This is a genomic window from Mucilaginibacter flavidus, from assembly GCF_024055575.1.
Lineage (GTDB): Bacteria > Bacteroidota > Bacteroidia > Sphingobacteriales > Sphingobacteriaceae > Mucilaginibacter > Mucilaginibacter flavidus.
The window spans coordinates 1-2899 of the sequence record NZ_JAMXOE010000055.1; the positions used below are offsets into that span (position 1 = coordinate 1).

Annotated in this window: 4 protein-coding genes; 2 read left to right on the forward strand and 2 right to left on the reverse strand. The window is 34.9% G+C overall.

All coding sequences use genetic code 11. The annotated features are described in order from the left end of the window. Positions 1–84: 84 nt before the first annotated feature. Complete coding sequence (locus NAF19_RS30395) at positions 85–825, forward strand: hypothetical protein (RefSeq protein ID WP_252794222.1); 741 nt, start codon at positions 85–87, stop codon at positions 823–825. Between the two features lie 235 nt (positions 826–1060). Here NAF19_RS30395 and NAF19_RS30655 read toward each other — a convergent pair whose 3' ends face one another. Both NAF19_RS30655 and NAF19_RS30400 read right to left on the reverse strand, forming a co-directional pair. Continuing rightward, positions 1061–1195: a hypothetical protein gene (locus NAF19_RS30655; protein ID WP_256484599.1), complete on the reverse strand. Its 135-nt coding sequence runs from the start codon at positions 1193–1195 to the stop codon at positions 1061–1063. Further along, on the reverse strand, positions 1195–2193 hold the full coding sequence (locus NAF19_RS30400; RefSeq protein ID WP_252794224.1) for an IS1595 family transposase: 999 nt from the start codon (positions 2191–2193) through the stop codon (positions 1195–1197). Before NAF19_RS30400 ends, NAF19_RS30655 begins: the two co-directional genes overlap by 1 nt. 99 nt (positions 2194–2292) lie before the next feature. Here NAF19_RS30400 and NAF19_RS30405 point away from each other — a divergent pair, with 99 nt between their 5' ends. Then, positions 2293–2769 carry a hypothetical protein gene (locus tag NAF19_RS30405; RefSeq protein ID WP_252794227.1) on the forward strand — a complete coding sequence of 159 codons (477 nt, stop codon included), beginning with the start codon at positions 2293–2295 and terminating at the stop codon, positions 2767–2769. Positions 2770–2899 lie beyond the last annotated feature (130 nt).

The window sequence follows — 2899 nt, forward strand, 5'->3', positions numbered from 1 at the left end:
TTTAGGTAACTATATATCAGTTGGGACGCCGGTAATTTTATAATTTAGTTTTTATTGGTTAGGTTTATCAAAGCCTTACCCAATATGAAAAGATTAGCCTTACTACTTTATTTATTGCTTGCATGTTGCACCCATAACAACCACGTTGAAAAAGGAACAACTTTTGCTGTTTGGGTAACCCATGATAGCACAGTCATGGCAGTCGATTCAAGGGTTGGCAGGACGGATAGATATGGTTCTAAAACACACACGGATACATCATGTAAAATATTTAGATATGGGTCATATTTTGTGGTCTATGAAGGAATAAGCAATATAGGTGATGTGCCAATGAGGGAAAAAATAAAACAATATTTCGACACAACTCAAAATATTGAGAATGCCTGCGACATTCTTTCCAAAAAACTGGCGGCGGGTATTCAAAATTATTGGAATAGCCTTAGTTTGCAAACAAGAATTACATTGTCTTATAATCGCGATTCATCAAGTTCTCTTCATTTTTCGGCAATCATCGTTAAATATAAAAAAAATACACATATAATATGTAGTATATTCATAGGTAACAAGTTAAATAATTATAATGCTGTAGTTATTCCATCAAAACCAATTACCACACAAAAATTTAATGGGTTGATAACTGGAGGGTTCAATGAATCTATAAATGCCTTACCGAGTTCGCATAGATTTTTTACTGGATTAGATAAGGTTGTTGAATGCGCTAATTTAATATACATCGAAGCCAGTAAACATGAAGATGTTGACTCTGTTGTAAATTATGTGATTGTGAAGCCTAATCGATTTACTTTCGGCAAGTATCAGCCTTAAGCATTGGTTGCCATGTAGGTGCCCCCGAACCACCAGAGTCACCAATAAAAATAATTTTCTTGGAATATATCTTACAACCAAAAAAGATACAAGCGACAGAAATAATTGCTATTGTTTTTTTGAGCATAATATTTTACCTTTGAGTAGGTGATGCTCAATTACTTATTAGCCAAAATCCCCGTACTGGAATACTGGATTAGCTAATCAAATATAGTAAATTATTATCTGTCAAATGCTATTTTTTAATAGCCTTTTTTCCGTGTATAGGCTTAACAGCAATCTTTATCATATCTTCTAATGAACCCTCAAATTTTACTTTAGGGTCGTAAGTGGGTTGCCGTTCCTTTGGTTCTGCTTTCTTTTTAGCCATTATTTTGCAATTAGTTGTTTGTATGTTAATCTGATATTATCAGCACGTTTGAACGTCTCTACAAAGCGTGTAGGGTCGGTAATCATACGGCTATTGTAACGGTAGCCAAATTCATGGCAGTAGCGATGTAAATGGGTTGGGCTTACTTGGTGATAGATGCCGATTATACCGCGTTTAAGCAATGACCAAAAGCCCTCTATAGTATTTGTATGGTCATCGCCTACAGTGATGTAGTTGCCCTCTGTGTGCTTGATAGCAACGTGTTCGTATGTGTCACCCAACCCGCAATATGAGCGGTAAGCATCGGTTACAACTTTGCTATCAGCCTTAACGTTTTTAAACATAATCGGGTGCAAAGTTTCAGCGGTTGTATCAGCCACAACTTGTAAAGTAACATTTGAATATTTAGTATAAACGCGTTCGGTAACCCTACGTCCTTTAATTACTTTGTGGTCACGTTCAACAATTGTATATTCTGATTTTTGAGCGATACCTATAACAGGTGTTTTGTCGGCAGCACTACGACCTTGTGAACCCTCAATCTTTTTGTTAGCATGACGGTTTTTGTTTTTGCCACCTACGAAAGTTTCGTCAACTTCAACACCACCGTCTAATTGTGTAGCTTCATTGTTAGCTAACATTTCACGTATACGGTGTAATAAAAACCAAGCAGTTTTTTGAGTGATATTTAAATCCCTGCTTAACTGTAAAGATGAAATACCTTTTTTATGAGCGGTACACAAATACATTGCAGCAAACCATAAACGCAATGAAATCTTTGTGTTTTCAAAAATAGTACCTGTAGTTACAGTGAATTTCTTGTGGCATTCTTTTGCTTTGCATTTGTAACCCCGGTTAGTGATGTAAGCACCAACATTACCGCAATGTGGGCAAGATGGCTCATTATCCCAACGGCTGGCGGCTAAGTGAGATACACAAGTTGTTTCATCTTTAAAGAAGTCTAAAACTTGTATCAGGGATTTGAATTGTGTTGTCATTGTTTCTTTGTTTGCTTATACAAATATAATATTAATAACAATATGGGACAAATTTATTTGAAAATAATTCGTAAGATTGTGGGACTAAAACCATAAACCATGACACATAATGAATGCAGAGGCTATTTTATAGCTAAATTTTCAGAATTAGAGCAAGTTATAGATAGATATTTAGCTCGATATTTTACTATTGACAGCCCGGTAGTTGAACAAGAAATAATAGAAGTCCTTATAGACAGAATACCGTTTGAAAGCAAAAGAACAGCGCTAAAATTCTTATTGGATAAAAAATGTGAAGAGGACTTTTTATCCAAAAAATACGGCAACCACAAAAGAAATTATAAAGCATTATTGGAGAATATTAGAAAGTTGGCACATACAAGAAATTATTTTGCTCATTACCAAACAATGCCTTTTTTACAACCTGATTCACGTATTGGATTTATACAGTATAGAGATAGCGCAAAAGTTATAAGCTTTTCAGAAAAGGAGTTTGATGATTTAATGAAATTGATTGGTAGGTGTAATAAGGATGTTAGAGAAGTATTAAATCAGTTGGAGGCAAGGGCTATATAATATCGCGTGCGCCCACTTTATTATAATCATTGCCCCCCTCGTCCTGTATAGTAAATTTACGCAAAACACTTTGAACTTCAAAGAACTTTTTTTCATATTTTTGTTTGTCCCAACTGATATATAGTTACCT